The 20,973-nt window shown below is 34.5% G+C and carries 20 protein-coding genes and 1 tRNA gene; 10 read left to right on the forward strand and 11 right to left on the reverse strand.

Annotated features, from left to right (window positions below; translation table 11 throughout):
* Nucleotides 1-11: 11 nt before the first annotated feature.
* Nucleotides 12-362, reverse strand: a complete 351-nt coding sequence (locus AAFN75_RS02090; protein ID WP_411808024.1) for a hypothetical protein — start codon at nt 360-362, stop codon at nt 12-14.
* 443 nt (nt 363-805) lie between these two features.
* On the opposite strand from AAFN75_RS02090, the gene AAFN75_RS02095 reads away from it, so the two are divergent.
* Nucleotides 806-1,234, forward strand: coding sequence for a peptidylprolyl isomerase (locus AAFN75_RS02095; RefSeq protein ID WP_144116567.1), 429 nt, complete (start codon nt 806-808; stop codon nt 1,232-1,234).
* Nucleotides 1,235-1,459: 225 nt separating this feature from the next.
* Here the strand turns inward: AAFN75_RS02095 and AAFN75_RS02100 are convergent, their stop codons facing one another.
* The gene (locus AAFN75_RS02100) at nt 1,460-1,870 is read right to left on the reverse strand and encodes a DUF4293 domain-containing protein (RefSeq protein WP_144116568.1); all 411 of its coding nucleotides are present in this window, start codon (nt 1,868-1,870) and stop codon (nt 1,460-1,462) included.
* Between the two features lie 184 nt (nt 1,871-2,054).
* Here AAFN75_RS02100 and rho point away from each other — a divergent pair, with 184 nt between their 5' ends.
* Nucleotides 2,055-3,698, forward strand: a complete 1,644-nt coding sequence (gene rho, locus AAFN75_RS02105; RefSeq protein ID WP_411808025.1) for a transcription termination factor Rho — start codon at nt 2,055-2,057, stop codon at nt 3,696-3,698.
* Nucleotides 3,699-4,207: 509 nt separating this feature from the next.
* On the opposite strand, the gene AAFN75_RS02110 is transcribed toward rho, so the two are convergent.
* The 5 genes from AAFN75_RS02110 to proS form a co-directional block, all read right to left on the reverse strand.
* The gene (locus AAFN75_RS02110; RefSeq protein ID WP_144116570.1) at nt 4,208-4,570 is read right to left on the reverse strand and encodes a hypothetical protein; all 363 of its coding nucleotides are present in this window, start codon (nt 4,568-4,570) and stop codon (nt 4,208-4,210) included.
* A gap of 89 nt (nt 4,571-4,659) precedes the next feature.
* On the reverse strand, nt 4,660-6,957 hold the full coding sequence (locus AAFN75_RS02115) for a c-type cytochrome (RefSeq protein WP_411808026.1): 2,298 nt from the start codon (nt 6,955-6,957) through the stop codon (nt 4,660-4,662).
* Nucleotides 6,958-7,085: 128 nt separating this feature from the next.
* Nucleotides 7,086-7,337 (reverse strand): 30S ribosomal protein S20, encoded by a 252-nt coding sequence (rpsT, locus tag AAFN75_RS02120; RefSeq protein ID WP_144116572.1) that lies wholly within the window; start codon nt 7,335-7,337, stop codon nt 7,086-7,088.
* Between the two features lie 28 nt (nt 7,338-7,365).
* A tRNA-Glu gene (locus tag AAFN75_RS02125) sits at nt 7,366-7,437 on the reverse strand.
* A gap of 173 nt (nt 7,438-7,610) precedes the next feature.
* Nucleotides 7,611-9,089, reverse strand: coding sequence for a proline--tRNA ligase (gene proS / locus AAFN75_RS02130; protein WP_411808027.1), 1,479 nt, complete (start codon nt 9,087-9,089; stop codon nt 7,611-7,613).
* Between the two features lie 99 nt (nt 9,090-9,188).
* Between proS and AAFN75_RS02135 the strand changes: the two genes are divergently transcribed.
* The 6 genes from AAFN75_RS02135 to AAFN75_RS02160 all read left to right on the forward strand — a co-directional run bounded on the left by AAFN75_RS02135 (nt 9,189) and on the right by AAFN75_RS02160 (nt 15,265).
* Nucleotides 9,189-10,352, forward strand: a complete 1,164-nt coding sequence (locus AAFN75_RS02135; protein ID WP_411808028.1) for a hypothetical protein — start codon at nt 9,189-9,191, stop codon at nt 10,350-10,352.
* A 30-nt stretch (nt 10,353-10,382) separates the two neighbouring features.
* Entirely contained in the window at nt 10,383-11,918 is a 1,536-nt protein-coding gene (locus AAFN75_RS02140; protein ID WP_411808029.1) for an OmpP1/FadL family transporter, read from the forward strand.
* 168 nt (nt 11,919-12,086) lie between these two features.
* Complete coding sequence (gene folE / locus AAFN75_RS02145; protein WP_144116575.1) at nt 12,087-12,764, forward strand: GTP cyclohydrolase I FolE; 678 nt, start codon at nt 12,087-12,089, stop codon at nt 12,762-12,764.
* Between the two features lie 36 nt (nt 12,765-12,800).
* Nucleotides 12,801-14,282: a cysteine--tRNA ligase gene (cysS, locus tag AAFN75_RS02150; RefSeq protein ID WP_411808030.1), complete on the forward strand. Its 1,482-nt coding sequence runs from the start codon at nt 12,801-12,803 to the stop codon at nt 14,280-14,282.
* Between the two features lie 85 nt (nt 14,283-14,367).
* Nucleotides 14,368-14,607, forward strand: a complete 240-nt coding sequence (gene yidD, locus AAFN75_RS02155; RefSeq protein WP_411809263.1) for a membrane protein insertion efficiency factor YidD — start codon at nt 14,368-14,370, stop codon at nt 14,605-14,607.
* Between the two features lie 7 nt (nt 14,608-14,614).
* Nucleotides 14,615-15,265, forward strand: a complete 651-nt coding sequence (locus AAFN75_RS02160; RefSeq protein ID WP_411808032.1) for a peroxiredoxin-like family protein — start codon at nt 14,615-14,617, stop codon at nt 15,263-15,265.
* A 104-nt stretch (nt 15,266-15,369) separates the two neighbouring features.
* On the opposite strand, the gene AAFN75_RS02165 is transcribed toward AAFN75_RS02160, so the two are convergent.
* The 3 genes from AAFN75_RS02165 to AAFN75_RS02175 all read right to left on the reverse strand — a co-directional run bounded on the left by AAFN75_RS02165 (nt 15,370) and on the right by AAFN75_RS02175 (nt 18,328).
* The gene (locus AAFN75_RS02165; RefSeq protein WP_411808033.1) at nt 15,370-16,185 is read right to left on the reverse strand and encodes an SHOCT domain-containing protein; all 816 of its coding nucleotides are present in this window, start codon (nt 16,183-16,185) and stop codon (nt 15,370-15,372) included.
* Nucleotides 16,186-16,327: 142 nt separating this feature from the next.
* Nucleotides 16,328-17,788, reverse strand: coding sequence for an aminoacyl-histidine dipeptidase (locus AAFN75_RS02170; RefSeq protein ID WP_411808034.1), 1,461 nt, complete (start codon nt 17,786-17,788; stop codon nt 16,328-16,330).
* Nucleotides 17,789-17,812: 24 nt separating this feature from the next.
* The gene (locus AAFN75_RS02175) at nt 17,813-18,328 is read right to left on the reverse strand and encodes a hypothetical protein (RefSeq protein WP_411808035.1); all 516 of its coding nucleotides are present in this window, start codon (nt 18,326-18,328) and stop codon (nt 17,813-17,815) included.
* 251 nt (nt 18,329-18,579) lie between these two features.
* On the opposite strand from AAFN75_RS02175, the gene AAFN75_RS02180 reads away from it, so the two are divergent.
* A complete protein-coding gene (locus tag AAFN75_RS02180) occupies nt 18,580-19,647 on the forward strand; it encodes a DUF3810 domain-containing protein (protein WP_411808036.1) in 1,068 nt (355 codons plus the stop codon).
* Between the two features lie 125 nt (nt 19,648-19,772).
* Nucleotides 19,773-20,126, forward strand: a complete 354-nt coding sequence (locus tag AAFN75_RS02185) for a hypothetical protein (RefSeq protein ID WP_411808037.1) — start codon at nt 19,773-19,775, stop codon at nt 20,124-20,126.
* On the opposite strand, the gene AAFN75_RS02190 is transcribed toward AAFN75_RS02185, so the two are convergent.
* On the reverse strand, nt 20,123-20,914 hold the full coding sequence (locus tag AAFN75_RS02190) for a DUF6503 family protein (RefSeq protein ID WP_411808038.1): 792 nt from the start codon (nt 20,912-20,914) through the stop codon (nt 20,123-20,125). The genes AAFN75_RS02185 and AAFN75_RS02190 overlap by 4 nt on opposite strands.
* Nucleotides 20,915-20,973 lie beyond the last annotated feature (59 nt).

Genomic DNA, 20,973 nt, shown 5'->3' on the forward strand with positions numbered 1-20,973 from the left:
GGTTTTAAAGGTTAAAAGTCCTGTTCTCCATCACTTGGTTTTGCACAACCATATTTTACTTTACGATGATTAACAATACCAAGAGTAACAAGGCTTAATGCAAAATCGGTTAATGAGGTTTTAACTTCTACCCATGCTATGGCTTTGGAGCGACATGGACATTCTACACCTTCGGTATCTGGGTGTAAATCGACACGTTTAACGCTTCCTAAACCCCACAAATAACTCCAATTAAATTTTTCGTGACATTCTAGATTTACAACATTGGCATCATGAGGAGTGGCTTCAACACGGGTGCTTACACAGGATTGAGCGCAAAACCAGATGCTTAATACTAAAATAATAAGTTGTTTTGATTTCATAATAACACTATTTTAATGGTATTGAATCTATTTTACTATACGGTAAAATGTTTCGTAATCATTAGTTTATCGCCTTTAGAACTAAAATTCTGAAAGCGACATAAATACTGCTATGTAATTAAATAAGGAAGAAACAGATTTGTCTTGAATCTGTTGTATAAAGTAACGACTAATTTTCTTAAAATCAAAACCTTAAGATACTAAAACTAGGATTTTAAGACTTAAACATTTGCAAATATAGATTAAATTAGGCTAAAAACTTGCTTTGGCAGTTGTTTGCGCTAGGGATTGAAAAGGAAAGCCCACAGCCCGACGATGGAGGTGCGAGGACTTGTATTGGAAAGCCCGACCCTTGGGTAGCGCCCAAATTTTAAAAAAAGCATGCGTATTCGCTTGATTAGTTGTAATTTTGCGCTTTTAAAAAACAGAAAAGATTATTATTTATGAGTCAAGTAAAAGAAAATGATACGGTAAAAGTACATTACACAGGGAAATTAGGTAACGGACAGGTTTTTGATAGCTCGTTGGAGCGCGAACCACTAGAGGTAACTTTAGGTCAGGGTATGTTAATTCCTGGTTTTGAAAAAGGTATTATTTCGATGGAATTAAACGAAAAGAAAACTATTAATATTCCTGTTGCTGAGGCTTATGGAGAGGTGCGTAAAGAGTTATTTTACGATGTAAAAAAGGAACAATTACCACAGGATATGGCTCCTGAAGTTGGAATGGGATTAGCATCGAAAGATGAAAATGGTAGAGAAGTACAGTTTCGTATTGCTGAAGTAAAAGAAGATCATATTATTGTTGATGCTAACCACCCGTTGGCTGGACATGATTTAGTATTTGACTTGGAGCTTATTGAGATAAAGTAACATTTATATTAGATACTTATTTAAAAGCCTGGAGATAACTCTAGGCTTTTTTTTGTGCTCAAAAAGAACCTAAGTATAAACCATAGAATAGCGTGTTTTATCTCTTCAATAGATTTAGGTTCTCACTAAAAACACCCTTAAAGTCCCTTCAAGAGGACATAACAAACAAAAAAACCCTAAGCTTTCGCTTTGGGTTTTCGCACTAATACTACTAAGATGTTAGGTTTATCGCAACCTATCAACAGATTTTACAAGTTCTTCATCCTTCTTGATGGCCTTATTGGCTAATGCCAATAACACGATAGAAACAATAGGGAGAAGCATCCCAATACCTTTCTCAGAAACCGCCGTCTCTCCAGATACATTTAGTGATTGATACACGAAAAATCCTAGTAAAATAAAGTTTAATATGATGTTAAGTCGACCCAATACAAATTGAGACTTCCTATTTTTAAACATAAAAATGGTTACCAACGATAGTACTGCCGAAGCTAAAAACAGCCCTAAATACAGTAATTCGTCTTTTGCAAACACACTTACACCACTATCTGTAATCCATAAATGGAAAACAAAAATAAGACCTCCAGATACTGCTGAAGCCAATAATAGGTATATAGTTTGAATACGTTGTAGCATACTTTTTTTAATAACTAGACCGCAAAAATAATAGAATTAATGATAAAAAATAAAATAAAGTTGTATTATTGCAGTAATAATTCACAACAACCGCACTTACAAGCGGTTAATTCTTCAAGATTTTAAAAATCATATTTCAGAATTACTCACGTTAGTATTCAATAAAATATCCAATTAAACATAAATGTTTGAAATTTCACAATTAAAAGAGAAAAAACTCACTGATTTACAGGAGATTGCAAAAAAATTGAACGTTCCGAAATACCGTTCATTAAAAAAACTAGATTTAGTTTACCAAATTCTCGATCAACAAGCTGCCGATCCTAAAGCTGTTAAAGCTGTAGTTCCAGAAATAACACCAGAAACTAAAGCTGAACCAGTTGCAGAAAAGCCTGCAAGAAAACCTAGACAGCGCGTACAAAAACCTGTTAAAGCTGCCGAAAAAGCACCAACAACAGATAACGCTGCAGATAGTAAACCTGAAGCTGTTGCTGCTCCTAAAGCCGAAGTTAAAAAGGCAGAAGTACCACAAGCTAAAGAAGAAAAAAAGCCAGTACATAAGCCTAACCCAAGGCCAAAAAACGATACTAAAAAACCTAATCCTAGGCCACAAAATAACCAAAACAAAAACCAACATAAAAACCAAAAAAACGGTAATGTTGATAAAGGGAATAAAGATAGCAGAAACCGCTACCGTGAGCCAGATTACGAGTTTGATGCCATTATAGAAAGCGAAGGTGTTTTAGACATTATGCAGGATGGTTATGGATTTTTACGCTCGTCTGATTATAACTATTTATCATCGCCAGATGATATTTATGTATCGCAATCGCAAATCCGTTTATTCGGTTTAAAAGTTGGAGATACTGTTTTTGGAAATGTAAGACCTCCTAAAGAAGGTGAAAAGTATTTTCCATTAATTAAAGTAAGTAAAATTAACGGACAGAACCCGAATGTGGTTAGAGACCGTGTGTCTTTCGAGCATTTAACACCGTTATTTCCTCAAGAAAAATTTAACTTAGCAGAACGTCAAAGTACCATTTCTACGCGTATTATGGATTTATTTGCCCCTATTGGAAAAGGGCAACGTGGTATGATTGTATCGCAACCAAAAACGGGTAAAACCATGTTACTTAAGGATGTTGCTAACGCCATTGCAGCAAACCACCCAGAGGTTTATCAAATGATTTTGTTAATTGATGAGCGTCCGGAAGAGGTTACAGATATGCAACGTAATGTTCGTGGTGAAGTTATTGCTTCTACTTTCGATAAGGAAGCACACGAGCACGTAAAAATTGCCAACATTGTACTTGAAAAAGCAAAACGTTTGGTAGAATGTGGACACGACGTAGTTATCCTATTAGATTCCATTACACGTTTGGCAAGAGCTTATAACTCGGTGCAACCAGCATCTGGTAAAATTTTAAGTGGTGGTGTAGATGCCAATGCCTTACACAAACCAAAACGTTTCTTTGGTGCTGCGCGTAATATAGAAAACGGAGGTTCTCTAACAATTATAGCAACTGCACTTACCGAAACAGGTTCTAAAATGGACGAAGTAATTTTCGAAGAATTTAAAGGAACCGGTAACATGGAGCTTCAATTAGATAGAAAAATATCTAACCGTCGTATTTTCCCTGCTATCGATCTTACCTCGTCAAGTACACGTCGTGATGATATTTTATTAGACGATGTTACCGTACAACGTATGTGGGTAATGCGTAAATACCTTGCCGATATGAATCCTGTAGAGGCTATGGAATTTATTAACGAGCGTTTCAAACAAACTAAAAATAACGAAGAGTTTTTAATTTCTATGAACGGATAAAAAACCTCTTATTTTCAAAATAACTAAAAGCCTTGATATTTATATTAAGGCTTTTTTTGTGTGTTAATTCGAGTGTATAAATAATTGTATTGATATTTGGGCGTTACCACGCTTATACCTACAAGGTTTTCAAAACCTTGCAGGATCACTTAGGTCGGGCTTTCCACTATATCTTTTTTTGCCATTTATGGCAGCAAAAAAAGGATGCCGTTTCAATCCCTAACGCGGGCAAATCTGCTAAATACGGTTTTAAATAACTAAAATCAAGCTTGTTTTTAAATGTTAACATATAGATTTTTTGATTCACTAAGTAAAAACCTCCCTTAATCCCTCCTTTTTAGGAGGGAAACTGTTTCGTGTTAGTTTGCGCTCTTAAAAATCGAGTTACGGATTAAAACGTAATATTTAAGATTATTGAAAGTATTAAAAGTCTACCCTTTGGGCTAATGCAAAAAAAAAATCCCGCCAATGGGCAGGATTCATTTTTATGCATATAGTTTACTAATTATCTAGTAACTATTTAAAAGATCTCTATATTCTTTTAAATCGGCAATATTCCCTTTATTGTTAAGGTTTTTCATAAGTGCAATTACATACTTAAGGCTTTCAACAGGTGCAAGCTCATCGTTAGCTACAACCTCAGCATCTTCCTCAATAGGCTCATCATCTGGCATAGGTATCATAAAAGACTCAGTAGCTTCAATATGCTCGTAAGTTAACCTAAGCACTTTAACTACTAATGGAATTTGTGCCTCTAAAGCATACGTTCTCAATTCCTTAATATCGTCAATTAGTGTATCCGTATTAATTCCTGTCTTATCTAAATTTTTAAGAATCTTGTCGATTAATTTTATTGCTTTTTTATTTTCCAAAAGAGGGTGTGTTTTTTAAACTTATTATAATTGCAAATTTAAATTTTTATTGAATCATAAGTTGTTAATTGCAGATATTTTTTTTCATTTTATTTTACTTTTAACAGCTCTTCTTCTGTAAAACCTAAACCATCAATAGGTTTTTGTTCTCTTAAAGACTTTATTTTATCAATAGATATGTTTTTTGTCTTACCAGGAAATGCATTGCGCAGATACTGAATTATACTATGTATATCTTTATCGGTAAACTCAGGGTTATTTGCTAAACCTGGCATAGCAATATTTAAATCGTACAAATCGCCATTTACATGTATTGGCCCAGATAAACCATGTAAAATAACTAGCGCTAAACGTTCAGACGATTCTGTAACGTATTCCGAATTCTGTAATGGTGGCGCTAAACTTTCAATCCCCTCACCTTCTACGCCATGGCAAGTAGCGCATAAATTTCTAAATATATTATAGCCAGCAATTCTATTATCTACTTGCGCCTTCTTCGTGGTAAAAATTTTATTTTGTTTATTTTTAGCCTTATTACTAATGGTGGTATTTAATATTTTGGCAATTACATTGTGTTCCGGAGCTTCTAATGTTTCACCTAAAAAGGCTTTATAGCTTTCTTCATGGCCTCGTAAACTCGTTATAAAAGCTTCTTGATAGCTTATCTGGTCTTTATACCTTAAAGATAACTGTTGCACTAAAGGAAATAATTGATCTTTTGAAAACGTCATCCAATTCCCCAAGGCACTTAAAACATACAAATCTATAGTAGGATTATTTCTTAAATTTAAATGTTTTACAATTTTAGCGATCGACAAGGCCCGATCTTGACTAGCAAATTGCTCCATTAAAAGAATGGCATGACTTATAACATCGACACTATCCTCCGAATATAGAACCTTTTCTAAAACGTCGTAGCTAAGCGCATTAAGACCATCTAGTGTGTATAAAGCATGTAATTTGCTTACAGCGCTACTAGCCGCTTCTTTTAATATATTTTTTAATAAGGAAATTGCCTTTGGTTCCTTTTTTAGTATTAATAGGTGTTGTGCTCTATCGCGTAACCAGCCATTTTTATGCTTTAATAAGGCTACCAAATTAGATATACTTTGTTCCTCTACATTAATAAAAGAATCTCGTTTACTGTTTGTATTGGTTACTTTTAAAATTCGCCCCATACCAATAATGGTATCCAACTGTTTTTTGGCATATAACTTTTGTAAATACGGTGTTAAAAACGCTTTATCCTGTATAATACCACGATGCATATCTACAACGTACATATTGCCGTCTGGTCCATTAAACAAATTAACGGGTCTGAATCCTTCATCGGTTGACGCAATAAACTCTTTAATAGGAATAGCCTGTTCTGCCGTTACCTTGTCTGCTTCAAAATTTAAATTGTTACGCTTAACTACATTAGCCTCTGGCGCACATATAAAAGCATTTTCTAAATAATCCTCTGGAAATTTATCGCCACGATATATTAAAGGTCCGCATGCCGAGGTAACATTTATTAATAAACTATCGGCATCTAAAACTCCCTTTTGATACCCTCTATTTACTGCCGTTGGATGCAATGGATAAACCCTTTGGTTAGGAGTTAGTATTTTATTTAAAAGACTATGAGGTTTATAGTATTCATTTTTAATAACTGTATTTGGCAATACATAATCGCCTAATAACTGTCTAGAATTGGTGTTATAATACAGTCTCCCAAAATTATCTTTAGTAATGCCCCATTGCCCTCTAAAAGTCGTTGGCTCTTTAATCCATTGATTATTTTTTAGTTGATACCGGAAATTAGATTTTGCATTATAAATCCAATTATCCAAATGCATCATAAGTCCGTTTGGTTGATGCTCCACATTACCGCCATCAGAATACAACGAATCTACCAGCACTTTATTAACGGGTTTATCATTTTCAATATCTACAAACCAAAGATTTGGTGGTTCGGCATATAAAAGTCCCCCATAAACATGTGCAATAGCTCTAGGGAGCACCAAACTATCCATAAATATTTTAGAGTGATCTGCTATACCATCTTGATCTAAATCCTCTAAAATGGTTATAGTTCCATTTGGTATATGGTCGCCAGTACCAGCAAGATTTTGCATATACCCTTTCATTTCAACAACCCACATACGACCTTTATTATCAAAATCCATGGTAACAGGAGCTTCAATAAAAGGTTCGGATGCCGCTACATGCAATGCAAACCCTTTTTCAATATGGTATGTATCAAGAGCTATTTTAGGTTCTTCGTAATTTTTGGAAGTACAGGCCGTAATAGAAAATAACAAAGTGAATAAAAGAAGATATTCTAAATTAAAGGTTTTACTTGTTTTATTAAAATATATTGAAAAGTTGGAGTTGTTTTCCATGAACTAATACATGTCTTGTTTGTAAAGTTTATACTTGCGTTTTCACAAAGATTGCATTATAAAATTCAATGCACAAAAAAAGCCTCTCATTTCTGAGAAGCTTTAAGTATTTTTAACTTTAAATGTAATTAAAGTGCAGCAACATGTTTTGCTAAACCAGACTTAAGGTTAGCCGCTTTGTTAGCATGAATAACGTTTTTCTTAGCTAATCTATCTAACATAGAAACAACTGAAGGAAACATAGTTTCTGCTTCTTTCTTATCAGTTAACTCACGTAATTTCTTAATAGCATTACGAGTTGTTTTATGCTGATACTTGTTAGTTAAACGTTTAGATTCGTTACTTCTAATTCTTTTTAATGCTGACTTGTGATTTGCCATTTTGTTTTTTTTCTTAATTTTTTAGTTGTAGCCCGTAGGGGAATCGAACCCCTCTTACATGGATGAAAACCATGCGTCCTAGCCGATAGACGAACGGGCCATTTTATTTTGAGTGCGCAAATATAAAACTATATTTTAAACTTGCAAAAAATATTTTCAAATAACTTGCAACGTTTCCATTGCGGATGCAAAAATACAACTATTTTTAAATGTTGCAAGAACTAAATAAAATATTTTCAAAAAATTTTATTTAGCTCCCTTTTTCAACATCAATTAATACGCTTTTGCGAACAATACTCTACGTTTCGAAGGATTACCAGAAAACACACAAATTCCTGCCTCTTCCTTCCCTTCTAAAGGAATACAACGAATTGTTGCTTTGGTAAGCTCTTTTATTTTGTCTTCTGTTTCAATAGTACCATCCCAATGCGCAGAAATAAACCCTGTTTTTGTTTCTAATACTGTTTTAAATTCTTCAAAAGTTTCTACTTCGGTAATATGATCGTTTCTAAAATCTAACGCTTTCTTATATAAATCGTTTTGAATGTCTTTTAAAAGTCCTTCAATTTTATCATTTAAACTATCTAGCGTTACAACTTCTTTTGTTAGCGTATCTCTACGCGCAATTTCAACCGTTCCATTTGCTAAATCTCTTGCACCTATAGCAAGTCTTAATGGCACACCTTGTAACTCGTGTTGTGCAAATTTAGCACCTGGTCTATGTGTTGTTCTATTATCGAATTTAACAGAAATGTTTTTTCCGCGTAAATCACTAATTATACTATTTGCGACTTCTGTTATCGCTTCTAAATCTTCATCACTCTTATAAATAGGAATAATAACCACTTGGTTTGGTGCCAAACTAGGAGGCAACACTAAACCATGATCATCACTATGCGTCATAATTAACGCTCCCATTAATCGTGTAGACACACCCCAAGAAGTTGCCCAAACGTAATCTTGTTTACCTTCTTTATTAGCGTATTTAACATCGAATGCTTTCGCGAAATTTTGACCCAAAAAGTGTGAGGTTCCTGCTTGTAAAGCTTTACCATCCTGCATTAAGGCTTCAATACAATAGGTTTCGTCTGCTCCTGCAAAACGTTCACTTTCTGTTTTTAACCCTTGAATAACAGGAATAGCCATAAAATTCTCTACAAACGTGGCGTATACGTTATTCATTAATTCAGCTTCAGCTAAAGCTTCCTGTTTTGTTTCATGAGCCGTATGCCCTTCTTGCCATAAAAACTCGGCAGTTCTTAAAAACAAACGTGTACGCATTTCCCAACGAACCACATTGGCCCATTGGTTTATTAATAATGGTAAATCTCTATAAGATTGTACCCAACCTCTAAATGTATTCCAAATAATAGCCTCACTAGTTGGTCTTACAATTAGCTCTTCTTCCAACTTCGCTTCTGGATCTACTCTTAATTTCCCTGGTTTATCAGGATCGTTTTGTAATCTATAATGTGTTACAATGGCACACTCTTTAGCGAAACCTTCTGCGTTTTTTTCTTCGGCTTCAAACAAACTTTTAGGCACAAAAAGAGGAAAATAGGCATTTTGGTGTCCTGTTTCTTTAAACATTTTATCTAATTCTGCCTGCATTTTTTCCCAAATTGCATAACCATACGGCTTGATTACCATACATCCTCTAACCGCAGAATTCTCCGCTAGGTCTGCTTTGACAACCAATTCGTTATACCATTTTGAATAATCTTCCGATCTACTAGTAAGTTTTTTGCTCATATCTTTGTTTTGGCACAAATATTGTGACTATGTTAAAAAGAGAAATAGTTCAGCAAAACTAACTATTTTTGTGATGTTCAACAATAAAATTAAAGAGATATGCAATTTAACAACTACATAAAAGGAAAAGTGCCATTTTTAACCCTAATTGGGTTAGCGTTTGGGCTTGTTTCTTGCGGTTCTTATCAATACGTTGGTGTGGACAGTGACGGAATTTATGGCGGTGCTCCACAAACTCAACAAACAGAACAAGTTGTTGCAACGACAAATGAAAACACTGGTAATTACTACCAAAACTATTTTAGAACAAAATCTATTGAATCTGAAAATATAGGATATGAAGATGAAATTTTTACAGACATTGATTCTTATGAAAGTGAAAATTATGACGAATCAGATCCTTTAGCCAATGATTATGTAGGTTATGCTGGTTGGGGTCAAAATCCTAGCGACGTAACTATAAACTATATAAACAACGGTTGGAACGATTGGGGTTGGAACGGTGGTTTTGGTTACGGATATAATGGCTGGAACCGTTGGGGCTATAGCGGCTTTTACGGTGGCGGATGGAACAACTGGGGCTATGGTGGTATATACAATCCATTCTATTGCCCACCTTATTATGGTGGTGGTTTTTATGGCGGTTTTGCTTACAACTATGGTTGGGGCTATAATCGTGGTTTTTATAACCGAGGCTACAATAGAGGCTATAACAGAGGGTTCTACAGCAACAATAACTATAACAACCGTCGTACAACAGCTTACAGTAATAGCAGAAGAAACAGCTATTCTAGCACCAATAACAGTGGCTTAAGCAGACGTAGCTCGGTAAGTACACAAAATAGAGCAACATCTTCACGATATAACACATCGGTAAGAAATAGCGCTAGTAGTGGTGTAACAAGAAGCTCAACAGCATCAACAGTTAGAAGAACTTACAATCCTAATGGAACACGAGTTTCTACAGGAACAACAAGACGCTCTACGGCTACAACTACACCATCTACAAACTCTACAGCAAGATCATCTTCAGCAGTATCACGAAGAAGCTCAAGTACAGTTTACAGACAGCCAACTACAACTCGTAGTTCATCGTCCAGTACTGCAAGAAGGTCTAGTTCTTCACCATCAAGAACAAGTACGTATACACCTAGTAGCAGCTCGTCTAGATCAAGTAGTAGTTCTGCATCTAGATCATCTAGTAGTAGCAGAAGCTCCGGAAGTAGCTCATCAAGATCTTCTAGCACTGGAAGAAGACGTTAATCTTATTTATTCAAAGATAAAAAATCACACATGAAAAAGTTAAATTTACTAGGCATAGCTTTACTTTCTATGTCAACAATTTACGCACAAGATATTAGCGACGCTGTAAGGTTTTCGCAAAATGAAATTCAAGGAACCGCTCGTTACAGAGCATTAAGTGGCGCTTTTGGAGCCTTAGGTGGCGACATGAGTGCAGTTAGTGCAAACCCTGCAGGTTCTGCTGTTTTTGCTAGGAGCCATGCATCCTTTTCTGGGTCGAATGTCGATTTAGAAAACTCAACAAACTATTTTGGTAATACGGTAAATACAAACACATCTAATTTTGATATTAATCAAGGAGGTGCAGCCTTTGTATTTGAGAACCGTAACACAAATTCTGCTTGGAAAAAGTTCACTTTCGGAATTGCGTATGAAAGAACAAACAACTTTGATGATAATTGGAATGCTAGAGGTTTAAATACTAATGACGACGGACAATTTAGCAACTCCATAGCAAGTTATTTTTATGATTATGCTGATGGTTTAAGGCTAGATGAAATATCAGCTTTTCCAGATGAATCTTTATCGATAGCTTATCAAGACATCGGATCTTTTTATGGCTTTGGCAATCAACAAGCCTTTTTAGGGTATGAATCTTTTATTCTAGAACCAGATAATCCTGACGACGATGCTAACACCCTGTATTCCTCAAACATTTCAGCAGGAAATTTCAATCATAATTACTCTTATGTATCTACGGGTTATAACGGAAAAATATCTTTTAACCTTGCAACGCAATATGAAGATAATTTATATTTAGGTATTAACTTAAATTCTCATTTTATTGATTACCAACGATCAACTTTATTATTTGAAAACAATTCAAACCTAGGATCAATAGTAAACTCTGTAGAATTTGAAAATAATTTATCGACTACAGGTAATGGGTTTTCTTTTCAATTAGGAAGTATTATTAAATTAACACCAGAACTTAGAGCCGGTGTAACTTACGACTCTCCTACTTGGTATACTATTGAAGAGGAAACAACGCAATATTTAGCAACGGTAAGAGATGATAACGGTTCTAATGCAACACAAGTTATTAATCCTGGAGTTGTAAACGTTTACCCGCGATACAAATTACAAACACCTGCAAAAATCACAGGAAGTTTAGCTTATGTTTTTGGAACTCAAGGTTTAATTAGTTTCGATTATTCAAATAAAAATTATGGTAAAACAAAATTCACTCCCGATGCCGATTACATGGACTTAAATGCAGGGATAAGTGATGTTTTAACCAACGCTTCAACCTATCGTTTTGGCGCAGAATATAAAGTAAAACAACTAAGCTTTAGAGGTGGTTACCGTTTTGAAGAAAGTCCTTATGAAGATGGTATTACAGTTGGTGATTTAACCGGATTTTCATTAGGTTTAGGATACAACTTCGGAAACACAAAACTGGATTTAACCTTTGATAAATGGGATCGTGAAGACGAAACACCACTTTACAATTTAGGTTTAATTGATACCGCAAATGTTAATAGAGGAAACTCTAATATTACATTAACATTAGGTTTCAATATCTAATAACCATTAATGATATTTAAAAAAGCTTGAACTAAGGTTCAGGCTTTTTTTATGAGAATTTTACAAGAAAAATAACAGACAAAAACAGTATCTTAAATATTTGCAAACATAAAGGATAACAAAAAGTGAAATGCTTATCTTTGCAAATTAAATTTTGACTTATAAATCATGGCTTTTGATAGTAATATAGAAGATTTTGACGCATTAGGAAACGATCACATTGGTACTTCGGAAAACACACCAATGCGCAGCGATGCTTTTAAATTAAACAACGAAGAAAAGATAGACATCATTAAGGATGACGTGCGTCATATCCTAGAAACCCTAGGTTTAGATTTAACAGACGATAGTTTAAAAGGCACGCCTAACCGCGTAGCAAAAATGTTTGTTAATGAAATTTTTGGAGGATTAAATCCAGATAAAAAACCAAGCGCTTCTACTTTCGATAATAAATATAAATATGGCGAAATGCTTGTTGAAAAAAACATTACAGTGTATTCAACTTGCGAACATCACTTACTACCTATTGTTGGTCGTGCTCATATTGCGTACATATCCAATGGCACTGTAGTTGGCTTATCTAAAATGAATCGAATTGTAGATTATTTTGCAAAACGCCCACAAGTGCAAGAGCGTTTAACTATTCAAGTAGTTCGAGAACTTCAAAACGTTTTAGGCACTAAAGATGTGGCTTGTGTAATTGATGCAAAACACCTTTGCGTAAACTCTAGAGGAATCCGAGATATTGAAAGTAGTACTGTTACTTCAGAATTTGGAGGAAAATTTCAAGATATGGAGACCCGTCGCGAATTTCTAGATTATATTAAATTAGACACGAAGTTTTAAAGCAAAACTTATTTAATAACTCATCAACAAACCAAAATGCAGTTATATCTATCCAATCAAATTAAAATTTACAACTCACTTTCTGGTAAAAAAGAAATATTTAAACCCATTAACGAAGGTCATATTGGCATGTATGTTTGCGGTCCTACCGTTTATAGCAACGTACACCTAGGAAATGTAAGAACCTTTATGTCTTTTGATATGGTTTTTAGATACCTGAAACACCTAGATTATAAAGTAAGATACGTTAGAAATATTACTGATGCTGGCCATTTAGAAAATGATGCTGATGCAGGTGAAGACAAAATCACTAAAAAAGCGCGTTTAGAACAAATTGAACCTATGGAAGTAGTACAGCGTTATACTGTAGATTTTCATAATGTTTTAAGAACTTTTAATTTTCTACCGCCAAGTATAGAGCCTACTGCAACCGGACATATTATTGAGCAAATTGAGTTAATAAGTAAAATTATTGATAACGGATTTGCTTATGAAGTTAATGGTTCTGTATATTTTGATGTGCATAAGTTTAATGAAACTAACGATTACGGAAAATTAAGCAAGCGGAAGCTAGACGATTTAATTCACAATACAAGAACACTAGACGGACAAAGCGATAAAAAGAATCCGCAGGATTTTGCCCTTTGGAAAAAAGCCGAACCTCAACACATAATGCGTTGGCCTTCGCCTTGGAGCGATGGTTTTCCTGGTTGGCACTTAGAGTGTACTGCTATGAGCACTAAATATCTAGGCGATCAATTTGATATTCATGGTGGTGGAATGGATTTAAAATTCCCGCATCACGAGTGTGAAATTGCACAAAACGAAGCAGCCATTGGTGTTAGCCCTGTTAACTATTGGATGCATGCCAATATGCTAGAATTAAACGGACAACGCATGTCTAAATCTACAGGAAACACAGTTAATCCAGATGAATTATTATCTGGAAACAACGCGTTTTTTAGTAAAGCATATAGCCCAAGTGTTATTCGATTTTTTGTTGCACAGTCTTCTTACCGCAGTGTTTTAGATCTAACTGACGATGGATTATTAGCCAGCGAAAAAGGCTTTTATAGATTAATGGATGCCGTAAACCTTTTAGGTGCTTTAAAAGCATCTGCAACATCTTCAATAGATATTCCGGCATGGAAACAGAAATGTTATGATGCTATGAACGATGATTTTAACTCACCAATTTTAATCGCGCATTTATTTGAAGCGGCTAAATACATAAACCAAATAAAAGAAGGTCAAGCAACAATATCTGCTGAAGATTTAAACTTGTTAAAAGAAACGATTAATAGTTTTGTTTTTGATGTACTAGGTCTTGAAAATGCTACAAAAAGCGATTCTGGAACCGATAAACTTTCAGGCGCTGTTGACGTTTTAATACGATTAAGACAAGATGCTAGAGCTAATAAAGATTTTGCAATGTCTGATAAAATTCGTGATGAATTAGCAGAAGTTGGTATTCAGCTTAAAGACGGAAAAGATGGTACGACGTTTAGTGTAAACTAAATAGTATTGTTGTTCCCGAAGGAATTAACAAAAATTCCATAACGTTCAAAAAAGATTCTCTCCTTATAGGGAATTACAAAAACATATTTTGAAAAAACTACTTATAGCACCGTTTTTGTTTATTATAAAAGTATACCAAACTTTTATATCGCCATTAACACCTGCTACTTGTAGATACAATCCAACATGTTCGCATTACACTAAAGAAGCCTTGCAAAAGCATGGCTTATTTAAAGGAGGTTGGTTAGCTATAAAGCGTATTTTTAGCTGTCACCCTTGGGGTGGCTCTGGTTTCGACCCTGTACCTGATAAGGATAACAATTAGAAAGACAATGACAAAATTAAAAGCACAAACCGATGCTAAAATTGAAGCAGGAAGAAAAGCAAAACCTGAGTTCATGAAAGGCGTTGATGATATTATTAGTAAAGCAAAAGCTTTTCAACAAGGAAGCGATGCTATTAAAATTGGGCAAAAGGCTCCAAATTTTGAACTACCTAATCAGGAAGGAAAACCTATATTATTAAATCATTTATTAAAACAGGGCCCTGTTGTTATTACATTTTATCGTGGCGACTGGTGTCCTTATTGTAATTTACAACTTAGAGCTTTACAAGCAAAACTAAGTGAAATCCACTCATTAGGTGCTACATTGGTTGCTATCAGTCCGCAAGTACCCGATGGATCGCTGACAAAAAGTGAAATTAGTGAAATGGAATTTATTGTATTGTCCGATCAAGATGCCAAAGTAGCACAACAATACGGAGTTGCTTGGAAGGTACCGGAGTTTTTAATGGAACATATGCGAACAGACAGAAACCTTGATTTAGACAAAATAAATAATGGTAACGGCGGTATATTACCTATTCCAGCTACATTTGTATTAAATTCTGAAGGTGTTGTTACCTGGGATTATGTTAATGTTGATTACAGAACACGCTCTGAACCAGATGAGATTATTGAAGCATTAAAAAATATATCTTAAAAATTACTAATAACTCTTTTTATTTAGATTTTAGAATAAAAAAAGCTCAATAAACTAGATTATAACTTAGTTTATTGAGCTTTTTTACTATTGTTTGATTCGTTTTATAAACGACTTAACAATTCTGCTTTTTTATTTTCAAATTCTTCAACCGATAAAATAGATTTATCCTTTAAGGCTGCTAGCTTTTCTATCTTAACAAAAATATCTTCTTCAAAAGCTGTATTATTTACTTCCGTTTGAGCAGGTGTTATAGCTGGCTCTACAAATGCAGATTGTTGTTGATTATTTATGGCGTTATCAACGTCCTGTTGTTCTTGCACAGGTTTAGATACTTCCAGCCCTCCTGAAACAATGGGTAAGGTATTTAAGTCTACATTACCATACTGACTTGTAAAGGATACAGAATAATTTCCACCTTGTTGTTGGCCTACACCTCCTATTTGGTTATCTAAAGTATCAAAAACTGTTACTTTTCCATTTTGCTGTATAGCTAAGCGTCTTATATTATTAAAAATAGCATAGCTTGTATTGTTTTGACTTCCGGTAGAATTAGGAAAGCCCAAATCTCCCCACCAATTGCCACTTACACCATTTTGAAACCCATTTTGATTATGGCTTTTCGGTTTTGGTAATGGTTTGTATTGGATAGCGCCTTGGTGAATTAAATTTGATAACTCAATACAAAGTCCATCTACAGTAGCTTTTAGTTGATAATTAAACATATCGCCTACCATAGTCATACCACCTTGCATCCATTGACCACCTCCGCCTAATTCAGGAATATTAAATTGTGCCATGGAGCCATTACTAGCCATAAGGTTATAAGTTAAATCTGTAACCGCATTAACACTTATACCATATCTATTTGCTACATCCGTCATGTTTTGAAAACTAACATCTGTGAATATTGCATTCATAATTTTATCTTTTATTAAATTAAAAAAAAACAGTAATCTACTAATTTTGCGCAAAGGTAGTCTTTAACAAAACTAAAACACTTAATTTAAGTTATTGATTTTGTGAAATTTAATAAAAGATATCAACCAAAAAACAGAATCCTTATTTTACAGGAATTTGTTTTAAAATTTCTAAAACAAACTTCCAATATTTTTGAACGGATGATATTTGAACACGTTCGTCTGGTGAGTGAGCGCCTTTAATGTTTGGACCAAAACTAATCATATCCATTTCTGGATAATTTTGCCCTAGAATACCGCACTCTAAGCCTGCATGACATGCAGCAACATGAGGTTTCTCGCCATTTAAATCTTCGTAAAGTTTTTCCATAACTTTTAAAATTGGCGAATCCATATTCGGTGCCCATCCTGGATAATCTCCAGAACATTCCACTTCGCAACCAGTAAGCTCGAAAGTAGAACGCAAAGTATTAGCTAAATCGACTTTAGAACTCTCTACTGAAGACCGTGTTAAACAGCCAATTTTAATATGTCCATCTTTTACAATTACTCGTGCTACGTTGTTTGAGGTTTCTACCAAATCTGGAATATCGGCACTCATTCTATACACGCCATTATGGGCAGCATACAAGGCTCTTGTTAACCCTTCTTGCACGCCTAAATCCATGATTTTAGCCGGCGTATCTGATTTAGAAATAGTAATTTCTAAATCGGGTTCCAAGGTTTTTAATTCCTTTTTTATGGTTGTAGATAGTAAGGCTATTTCTAATAAAAAAGCATCTTCGTGTATGGCATCAATAGCAACTATGGCATTACTCTCTCTAGGAATAGCGTTACGTAAACTACCGCCATCAATTTCTGAAATTCGTAATCCGAAGTTTTCAAACCCATCAAAAAGCACACGATTCATTATTTTATTAGCGTTTCCTAAACCTTCGTGAATTTGCATTCCCGAGTGTCCACCCTGTAAACCTTTTACCGAAACTTTATAACCTATTTTAAATTCTGGTGTTTCCTCTACTTCGTATGTTCTTGTAGCTGTAACATCGGTTCCTCCGGCGCATCCTACTCCTATTTCATCATCTTCTTCGGTATCTAGGTTTAATAAAATACCACCAGTTAGTAGACCGGCTTTTAGTCCCATGGCACCCGTCATTCCTGTTTCTTCATCGATAGTAAACAAGGCTTCAATTGCTGGATGCGGAATATCTGTACTTTCTAAAATTGCCATTATTGTAGCAACTCCTAAACCATTGTCGGCGCCAAGTGTTGTGCCTTTGGCTTTTACCCAATCGCCCTCAACAAACATCTCGATACCTTGGGTATCAAAATCGAAAACAGTGTCGCCATTTTTTTGGTGCACCATATCTAAATGCGATTGCATGACCACGGTAACTCGATCTTCCATTCCTGAGGTGGCTGGCTTTTTTATAATAACGTTGCCTACCTCATCTTCAATAGTTTCCAGACCTAGGCTTTTACCAAAATCTTTCATGAAAGCAATAACGCGTTCTTCCTTTTTTGAAGGTCGTGGTACCGCGTTTAAATCGGCAAATTTATTCCAAATGGCTTGTGGTTGTAGTTCTCTTATTTCTTGGCTCATTTTTCTTTATGTTTTAATTCTTTATTATTCTAACACTCCCATTTCAGCTTTTTCCAAAATCATATTACATACTTTTAAATATGCTTGTAACTGCCTTTCTTCTGTTTTACTAGTAGGTTTCCAGGCATTTAATGAAATTGAGCTCATCATATCTCCATAAGTAAGTTGGCATTTATAGCCATGCATTCCTATCCTATTATTAAGTTTTACAAAAGTATTAAAATCCATAGATAATATTTGCTCCTCTATGTTTTTACATTCACTTTTAGAAATTTTAATTGTATAATCTGGGGTAATACTTACCCAATGTTTAAAATCATCATCGGCATCCAAAGTTCTAACAAATATTTCGGATGATTTAGGTTTAGGGCGGTTATATATTGTAATATGAACTTTTTTATCTATAATTCTACGGTCATGTTCTATTAAAAGTTCAATTTTTTTGAAGATTTCGTTTATTTCTGAAGCATCTTGTGAAAACACAATGTTTGTGTATAAGAAGATGGAAGTAATAATTATAATTTTGTTTATTTTTCCCAATATAATTCCATTTTTTTATCAGTTATAAAGGTAGTAAAAATGGACAGACTTTGGCAGCTACTCCTGATTGAAGTGGCATCCTTTCTGCGACATTATTTTAAAACACCATACCATAGCAAATATTGAATATACTTGAAGAAATCCCCAAACATATTAGGGACTGCTTCGCAGAAAGATATAACGTAAAGCAGGAAGAACCCTTAATAGACAAACCACTGCGCTAGGGTACAAATTTTTATTATTTTTGGAAAATGCTGAAACAGAAAAAAACACTAATTGCATTGTCGTTGATTCCGCAAGTTTTGTTGGTAAAACTCGCGGCTAATTATCCTGATGTTATAGAGCGGTATTATAGCACTGGTTTGTATCCTGTAATTTCTAAAATATTTAGGTTTACTTTGGGTTGGTTGCCGTTTTCGTTTGGCGATTTGCTATATACTTTTGCTAGCATTTATATGCTGCGATGGTTTTACAAAAACCGAAAGCGTTTACGACAAGACACCAAAAACTGGGTGATTGATGTTTTTGCTGCCGTAGCCTTTGTATATATGGCGTTCCATTTATTTTGGGGTTTAAATTACTACCGATTGCCCTTGCATAAAAGTTTGAATTTAGAGCATGATTACACCACAGAACAATTGGCAAAGGTTACAAAATCGCTTATTGAAAAGGCGAATGCTTTGCATTTTGAAATTACTAAAAACGACACTTTAAAAGCTGAAATAAAACTAAGTAAATCTGCTATTTTTGAGATGGTGCCTGCCGGTTATGCTAATTTAAAAAAGCAGTTTCCAGATTTAAATTACAGCCCTACAAGTTTAAAAAAATCGATTTATAGCTACCCGTTAACGTATATGGGTTTTAGTGGCTATTTAAATCCGTTAACCAACGAGGCGCAGGTGGACGGCTTGATTCCGGTGTTTAAATTTTCGACTACTTCGGCGCATGAAGTTGCACATCAATTAGGTTTTGCTGCCGAAAACGAGGCTAACTTTATTGCTTTTATGGCTACCACGAACCATGATAATGTTTATTTTAAATATTCGGGCTACACCTTTGCGCTACGCTTTTGCCTAAACGAAATTTACAGACGTGACGAGGCACTTTATGAAGACATTATTTGTAGTGTAAATACAGGGATTTTAAAAAATTATAAGGAAGTTAGAGATTTTTGGGAAGCCCATAAAAACCCTATAGAGCCTTATTTTAAAAGTTTTTACGGCAATTTCTTGAAGGCTAACAGACAACATAAAGGTATGCAAAGTTATAATTATGTGGTGGCACTTATAGTTAACTACCTTGAAAACACGCCGGAATAGGCTGTTTTTAATTAATTTGGCAGTATCAATGCAGGGTTAGCATCCTGACTTAAAAATAGTTACCTTGTTTTGTAGTTTTCATTTTAAAAAAGTGTATTTTTAGTTATCCTTAAAGATTTTAAGTTATGAAAACAGTATTAATAGTTTTTGCTCTTTTTTTGTGTAAACAAACATTTGCACAGCAAATTAATAATGATGAGACTGAGCTTACGCCATTAATTTTGTTGAAATACCCTAATATTAAAGAAGCCTTTACCCAAAACACAAGTTTGAATAAAGACTCTTTTTCTTTATTTGACATAAATAATGCGCTAAACACCAATTTTACTAAAGATGATGGGCGACATATAAACAGGAATTTTGCTTTTTCTACCTCAGAAAAACTTTATTTAAGTAAAGAGTTACTGAAAATTGCACATAAATTTCCTGGTGATGGTAATAATTTAGCCATTGGACCAAAAGGTTTATTGGTGCCTTAATCTACTATTTGCGCGCCAGCTGGTGCTTCAAAGTCGGCATCGTCAAGAGGCTCTGCGTCTACTTTAACATTTATAAACTTAGTTTCTCCTTTTGCTGTTGTTGGCTTATTGTTTTCGTAATTATAACCTACTATGCTTTCTGGCAATAATAATCCATTTACCTCTTGCCACTTGTTGTAACGTCTAAAATGAAGTTCGCTTCCTTTTTCTTTTGAAAAATAGGTTACCGTATAGCCTAACCATTCCATTTTATAAGTTTCTGGGTTGTAATACAGCACGTATTCATCGTCTGAAGATTCGCCAACGCCGTTTTCGTAAGAAATTTTAATTCCTGGGTAAACCACATCATCAAACACTAATGGTTCTGCATCTTCATAATTTATACCATCATCGGCCAAAATAAACGGCATCGCATAAAAATAAAACATTAGGTTATAGTAAAATTTAGGTTTGCCCTTATATAGTTTATCGCTTTTATTTAGCAACCACACATCCTCGCCATTGTAACCAATAACATAATCTGGGGCATCAATTAAAGCCTTTCTGTTTTTTAAATTCGTAGTGGTTACTTCCATACCATCTGGCTTTTCCATTGTAAACGCTAAAGTTTTCATGGCATTCCATTTATCTAAACCTCCATGAGCTTCAAAAACTTTGGTAATATTTTCTGGGTATATACTTGTGGTAACATCAAGAGTTTCTTCGGTATAATCTACAACAGGTGTTGCGGTTTTGTTTCTACAAGCGAATATTGAAACTGTAAGTGCTAAGAGGATGATTTTTTTCATATTGTTTTTTAGATTTTAAGCTTTGACGAAGTTAAGGGAATATCATTACAATAAAAACG

The organism is Algibacter sp. AS12, assembly GCF_046736315.1.
Taxonomy (GTDB): Bacteria; Bacteroidota; Bacteroidia; order Flavobacteriales; family Flavobacteriaceae; genus Algibacter_B; species Algibacter_B amylolyticus.

Coding starts and splice junctions, on each gene's coding strand:
- AAFN75_RS02090 (WP_411808024.1), bottom strand. CDS start 362: ATGAAATCAAAACAACTTATTATTTTAGTATTAAGCATCTGGTTTTGC.
- AAFN75_RS02095 (WP_144116567.1), top strand. CDS start 806: ATGAGTCAAGTAAAAGAAAATGATACGGTAAAAGTACATTACACAGGG.
- AAFN75_RS02100 (WP_144116568.1), bottom strand. CDS start 1,870: ATGCTACAACGTATTCAAACTATATACCTATTATTGGCTTCAGCAGTA.
- rho (WP_411808025.1), top strand. CDS start 2,055: ATGTTTGAAATTTCACAATTAAAAGAGAAAAAACTCACTGATTTACAG.
- AAFN75_RS02115 (WP_411808026.1), bottom strand. CDS start 6,957: ATGGAAAACAACTCCAACTTTTCAATATATTTTAATAAAACAAGTAAA.
- rpsT (WP_144116572.1), bottom strand. CDS start 7,337: ATGGCAAATCACAAGTCAGCATTAAAAAGAATTAGAAGTAACGAATCT.
- proS (WP_411808027.1), bottom strand. CDS start 9,089: ATGAGCAAAAAACTTACTAGTAGATCGGAAGATTATTCAAAATGGTAT.
- AAFN75_RS02135 (WP_411808028.1), top strand. CDS start 9,189: ATGCAATTTAACAACTACATAAAAGGAAAAGTGCCATTTTTAACCCTA.
- AAFN75_RS02140 (WP_411808029.1), top strand. CDS start 10,383: ATGAAAAAGTTAAATTTACTAGGCATAGCTTTACTTTCTATGTCAACA.
- folE (WP_144116575.1), top strand. CDS start 12,087: ATGGCTTTTGATAGTAATATAGAAGATTTTGACGCATTAGGAAACGAT.
- cysS (WP_411808030.1), top strand. CDS start 12,801: ATGCAGTTATATCTATCCAATCAAATTAAAATTTACAACTCACTTTCT.
- AAFN75_RS02160 (WP_411808032.1), top strand. CDS start 14,615: ATGACAAAATTAAAAGCACAAACCGATGCTAAAATTGAAGCAGGAAGA.
- AAFN75_RS02165 (WP_411808033.1), bottom strand. CDS start 16,185: ATGAATGCAATATTCACAGATGTTAGTTTTCAAAACATGACGGATGTA.
- AAFN75_RS02170 (WP_411808034.1), bottom strand. CDS start 17,788: ATGAGCCAAGAAATAAGAGAACTACAACCACAAGCCATTTGGAATAAA.
- AAFN75_RS02180 (WP_411808036.1), top strand. CDS start 18,580: ATGCTGAAACAGAAAAAAACACTAATTGCATTGTCGTTGATTCCGCAA.
- AAFN75_RS02185 (WP_411808037.1), top strand. CDS start 19,773: ATGAAAACAGTATTAATAGTTTTTGCTCTTTTTTTGTGTAAACAAACA.
- AAFN75_RS02190 (WP_411808038.1), bottom strand. CDS start 20,914: ATGAAAAAAATCATCCTCTTAGCACTTACAGTTTCAATATTCGCTTGT.